The 5,107-nt window shown below is 63.5% G+C and carries 5 protein-coding genes and 1 pseudogene; all 6 read right to left on the minus strand.

Annotation, left to right across the window (positions count from 1 at the left end):
• Positions 1 to 222 (minus strand): annotated as a pseudogene (locus RUH75_RS23175) (hypothetical protein); the annotation flags it as partial.
• A 66-nt stretch (positions 223 to 288) separates the two neighbouring features.
• The gene (locus RUH75_RS23180) at positions 289 to 2,469 is read right to left on the minus strand and encodes a prolyl oligopeptidase family serine peptidase (RefSeq protein WP_313809570.1); all 2,181 of its coding nucleotides are present in this window, start codon (positions 2,467 to 2,469) and stop codon (positions 289 to 291) included.
• Between the two features lie 175 nt (positions 2,470 to 2,644).
• Positions 2,645 to 3,070 (minus strand): 50S ribosomal protein L17, encoded by a 426-nt coding sequence (gene rplQ, locus RUH75_RS23185; RefSeq protein ID WP_313809567.1) that lies wholly within the window; start codon positions 3,068 to 3,070, stop codon positions 2,645 to 2,647.
• A 119-nt stretch (positions 3,071 to 3,189) separates the two neighbouring features.
• Positions 3,190 to 4,254 (minus strand): DNA-directed RNA polymerase subunit alpha, encoded by a 1,065-nt coding sequence (locus RUH75_RS23190; RefSeq protein ID WP_313809568.1) that lies wholly within the window; start codon positions 4,252 to 4,254, stop codon positions 3,190 to 3,192.
• A gap of 121 nt (positions 4,255 to 4,375) precedes the next feature.
• Entirely contained in the window at positions 4,376 to 4,765 is a 390-nt protein-coding gene (gene rpsK / locus RUH75_RS23195; protein WP_004208752.1) for a 30S ribosomal protein S11, read from the minus strand.
• A gap of 76 nt (positions 4,766 to 4,841) precedes the next feature.
• The coding region (gene rpsM / locus RUH75_RS23200) for a 30S ribosomal protein S13 (protein ID WP_313809569.1) at positions 4,842 to 5,107 on the minus strand (266 nt) is incomplete at its 5' end.

Genomic DNA, 5,107 nt, shown 5'->3' on the forward strand with positions numbered 1-5,107 from the left:
GTCCTGGTCGGCCGCGACGACATCCGAGAAATCGTCGTCGGCGCGGGACGGGTTGGCCTGATCCTCAGGCACGGCGGCTTCGTCAGCGGGCGGCTGCGCTTCGTCCGGCAGATCGCCCTGATCCTGCGGATAAGCTTGCCGGGGTTGCGCCTGCGCCGATGCATCGCCCGCCAGCAGTGCCAGTGCCATCAGCGATCCCGTCATCCATTTGGTCTTGTTCATGGTCCGCGTCCCTCATCCGGATTTCGGTGATGGCTAGGCCCGCGTCGCTGTCGGAGGGCTGAACGGCTATTTCGGTTCGTCGCTAATGCCGAGGCCGGTGAAATGCGCGGCAAAGGCGTAATTGTCGGCATATTCATCGATCAGCTTGTCGATCGGCTTGCCCGATCCATGCCCCGCCTTGGTATCGATGCGGATCAGGCGGGGCTTCGGCCCCAGATGGGCCGCCTGAAGCGCGGCGGCATATTTGAAGCTGTGCGCGGGGACCACGCGGTCGTCGGTGTCGCCGGTACTCACCAGGATCGCCGGATAATCCCTGCCGCTCAGGATGTTGTGGTAGGGCGAATAGGCGTAGAGCAGGCGGAAATCCTGTTCATTGTCCGGCGATCCATAGTCATCGATCCAGTAGCGCCCGGCGGTGAAACGGTCGAAGCGGAGCATGTCCATCACGCCCACGGCGGGCAGGGCGGCGGCGAACAGATCGGGCCGCTGGTTCACTACCGCGCCGACCAGCAGGCCGCCATTGGACCGCCCCTCTATGGCGAGGCCACCCTTGCTTGTGTAGCCATTGGCCTTCAGATATTCGCCGGCTGCGATGAAATCGTCGAACACATTCTGCTTGTTGGCAAGGCGCCCGGCATCGTGCCACGCCTTGCCGAACTCCCCGCCGCCGCGCAGGTTGGCGATGGCGTAGACGCCGCCCTGCTCCAGCCAGGCCATGCGCGTCGCGGAATAGCCGGGCGTCAGCGCGATGTTGAAGCCGCCATAGCCATAGAGGATGGTCGGCGCGGGAGTCCTGGTGAGAGCCAATGCCTTTTTGCGGATCACCGTCATCGGGATCATCGTGCCGTCCTTTGACGGATAGCTGATCTGTTCGATGCCATAATCATCGGGATTGAAAGGCAGGTCGGGCCGCGCGAACAACTCGAAACGCAGCGTCGAGGTGTCGAAACGATAGATGCTCGACGGCGTGGTGAAGCCGGAAAAGCTGAAGAAGGTTTCCGGATCGCCGTCGCGCCCGCCAAAGCCCGCTGCCGTGCCCATGCCGGGCAGCGGCACGTCTGCGACCTTGTGTCCATCCAGTTCGATCAGTTCCGCCACCGTTTCCGCATCGGTCAGATAGGCCAGGATCAGCCGGCTCCCGACCAGCGATCCGCCTGCCAGCGTGTCCATGCGCTCCGCCACGACCTGCCTGCTGCTACGCCGGGGATGGCGGGCGTCGATGCTGACGACGCGCAGATGCGCGGCATATTGGTCGGTGATGAAATAGAGCGTCGGTCCCCGGCTGCCGATCAGCCGCCAATCATTGGCCAAGCCCCTGACCAGCGAGCGGATCTTCACCTTGCCGCCGGTCAGTTCAGCGACATGCAGTTCGCGGCGCGAATCGGTGCCCTGGAAGCTGCTGATGATCAGCCAGCGACCATCCTGCGTGACTTGGGCGGTGTGACCGAGTTTCGGCTGATCGGGGGTGGCATAGATAAGCTGGTCTTGCGCCTGCACCGTGCCCAGCCGGTGATACCAAAGCTGCTGCCCCATGGTGGAGGACTGGAAGGCAGCTCCGTCCTGCGGGGCGGCGAAGCGGGAGTAAAAGAAACCTTGCCCCTGTCCGTCCCAGGCCAGCTGGGAGAATTTCACCCATTGCACGACATCATCGAGCGGCCTGGCGGTGGCGACGTCCAGTATCTTCAGCGTGCGCCAGTCGCTTCCGGCCTCCTGCACGGCATAGAGGAGGAACCGGCCATCGGGGGAGGGCGTCCATTCCGCCAGCGCATCCGACCCGTCCCTGGCCCAGTCATTGGGATCGATCAGCAGGCGTTGCTGGCCGGTCAGCCCCTCGCGCACATAAAGCGGCGTCTGGTTTTGCAGGCCCTTGTTATAGCCATAGAAATAGCGGCCACCCGCTCTGCGCGGGATCGTGTAGCGGCCATGGGCGAACAGCGCCTGCATCCGCATCTTGAGGATGTCGCGTTCCGGCAGGCCGTCCATGACGTGGCGGGTGATTCGGTTCTCCTCCGCCACCCAGTCGCGGACGGCGGGATCGCTGCGCAGGTCGTTTTCCAGCCAGCGATAGGGATCGATCACCTTGACCCCGAAATGATCCTCGACCAGATCGAGCCGCTTGGCGGCGGGATAGTCCAGCGCGGGAGCCTTGGTGCCGGCCGCGGCGGCACCGACGGCTGCATCCGGCTCGGCCTGGGCGGCGGCGGCCAGCAACAGCGATGCCAGCGCAAGGCAGCCATAGGCGCGCATCCTCTCCACTTCCCCTATCCCCATGAAAGCAAAACGAAACAGGCCGTGGCTCTTATCAAGCCACGGCCTGTTCTGAAATCAAATTACCACTGCGTCCTGTCGCCGCATCGTTTGAAACGCAAAACCGGTTCACACCCTTTGCGCGCAATGCTTCGGGATCAGCGGTATCAGCGGATCACGCCGCTTCCAGTTCCTCGGCATCGGCGCCCTGGACCGGACCGGAGTCCTGACCCTTGGCATCGACGTCGCGATCGACCAGCTCGATGATCGCGATCGGCGCCGCGTCCGAAGCGCGGATGCCGGCCTTGATCACGCGGGTGTAACCGCCGTTGCGATCCTTGTAGCGCTCGGCCAGGACTTCGAACAGCTTGGTCAGCTGGGCGTCGTCCTGCAGACGGGCATGGGCCAGACGGCGGTTCGACAGGCCACCCTTCTTGGCGAGGGTGATCAGCTTCTCGACGTAGGGACGCAGTTCCTTCGCCTTGGGCGTGGTCGTCTGGATCTGCTCATGCTTGATGAGCGAAGCGGCGAGGTTGCGGAGCAGCGAGTTGCGATGCCCGGCGCTGCGCTGCAGCTTACGATGACCAACCTTGTGACGCATAGTCTCTTCCTTCGTTCGTTAAGGGGCCGTTTGAGGTACCCCAGACCCGGCGGTGTTAAGGGCCACCGCCCCACAGCCCATAAGGAACCGGGCCGGAGCATCGCTCCGACCCCGGACCTTTAGCCCAGCAGCTCCTGTTCGAGCTTCTTGGCCATTTCCTCGATATTTTCCGGCGGCCAGCCGGGGATGTCCATGCCCAGACGCAGGCCCATGGACGACAGCACTTCCTTGATTTCGTTCAGCGACTTGCGGCCGAAATTCGGGGTGCGCAGCATCTCGGCTTCGGTCTTCTGGACCAGATCGCCGATATAGATGATGTTGTCGTTCTTGAGGCAGTTTGCCGAACGGACCGACAGTTCCAGCTCGTCCACCTTCTTGAGCAGATAGCGGTTGATCTGATTCGCGTCGCTTTCCGCTTCGCCGGCAGAACCGCCAGCGGCAGCACCGGCAGCCGGCGCGGCGACGGGCAGCGCGTCTTCGAAGTGGACGAACAGCTGGAGCTGGTCCTGCAGGATGCGGGCGGCATAGGCCACCGCGTCTTCCGGCGTGACGGTGCCGTCGGTTTCGACGGTCAGCGACAGCTTGTCATAGTCCAGTTCCTGGCCGACGCGGGTATTATCGACCTTGTACGCGACCTGACGGACTGGCGAGTAGAGCGCATCGATCGGGATCAGGCCGATGGGAGCGTCCGCCGGACGGTTGGCGACGGCGGGAACATAGCCCTTGCCGACGTCAGCGGTCAGTTCCATGTTCAGCGTCGCGCCCTGGTCAAGGTGGCAGATCACCAGATCGGGGTTCATCACTTCGATGTCGCCCACGGTCATGATGTCGCTGGCCTTCACTTCGGCAGGACCCGTCGCAGACAGCTGGAGACGGCGGGGACCGTCGCCTTCCATGCGCAGCGCGACCTGCTTGATGTTGAGGACGATGTCCGTCACATCTTCGCGCACGCCGGCAAGCGAGGAGAATTCGTGGAGGACATTCTCGATCTTGATCGAGGTGACCGCCGCGCCCTGAAGCGAGGACAGAAGAACCCGGCGCAGCGCATTGCCAAGCGTCAGACCGAAGCCGCGCTCCAGTGGTTCGGCAACGAAGGTCGCCTTGCGCTTGCCGTCGCCCGCGACCTTGATCTCAAGGCTGTTGGGCTTCTTCAATTCCTGCCAGTTCTTCATGTTGACAGTCATGTATTTCCCCTGGGGATGGGGCCGAAACGCTTATTTCCTGACCCGACAGGACGTTGCGGCCGATGCAAATGGGTAAGCGGGCGACGCGTCCGCCGCCCGCCAATACCGAACGAGCCGGTGATTAGACGCGGCGACGCTTGGAAGGACGCACGCCGTTGTGCGGGATCGGCGTCACGTCACGGATCGAGGTGATGTGGAAGCCGACGGCCTGCAGTGCGCGCAGAGCCGATTCACGACCCGACCCCGGACCCTTCACTTCGACTTCCAGGGTGCGCACGCCATGTTCGGCGGCCTTGCGGCCAGCGTCTTCGGCGCAGACCTGCGCGGCGTACGGGGTCGACTTGCGGCTGCCCTTGAATCCCATCATGCCAGCCGAGGACCAGCTGATCGCATTGCCCTGGGCGTCGGTGATGGTCACCATCGTGTTGTTGAAGCTGGCGTTGACGTGCGCGACGCCGGCCGAGATGTTCTTGCGTTCGCGGCGCTTGATGCGCTGGGGTTCGCGTGCCATTTTTGCTCTATCCTACTGAAATCGTTGAAAGCAGAAGTTGCCGGAGGGTCATGCCAAAGGCGCGCCCCCTCAACGATTACTTCTTCTTGCCGGCAATCGGCTTCGCCTTGCCCTTGCGGGTGCGCGCATTGGTGTGCGTGCGCTGGCCGCGAACCGGCAGGCCCTTGCGGTGACGCAGGCCGCGATAGCAGGCCAGGTCCATCAGGCGCTTGATGTTCATCGCGGTTTCGCGACGCAGATCGCCTTCGACAGTCAGGTCGGCGTCGATGGCTTCGCGGATCTGCAGGACTTCGGCGTCCGACAGGTCCTGAACGCGGCGGCTGTGGTCGATGCCCAGCTTGT

Source organism: Sphingobium sp. (assembly GCF_032153725.1).
GTDB lineage: Bacteria > Pseudomonadota > Alphaproteobacteria > Sphingomonadales > Sphingomonadaceae > Sphingobium.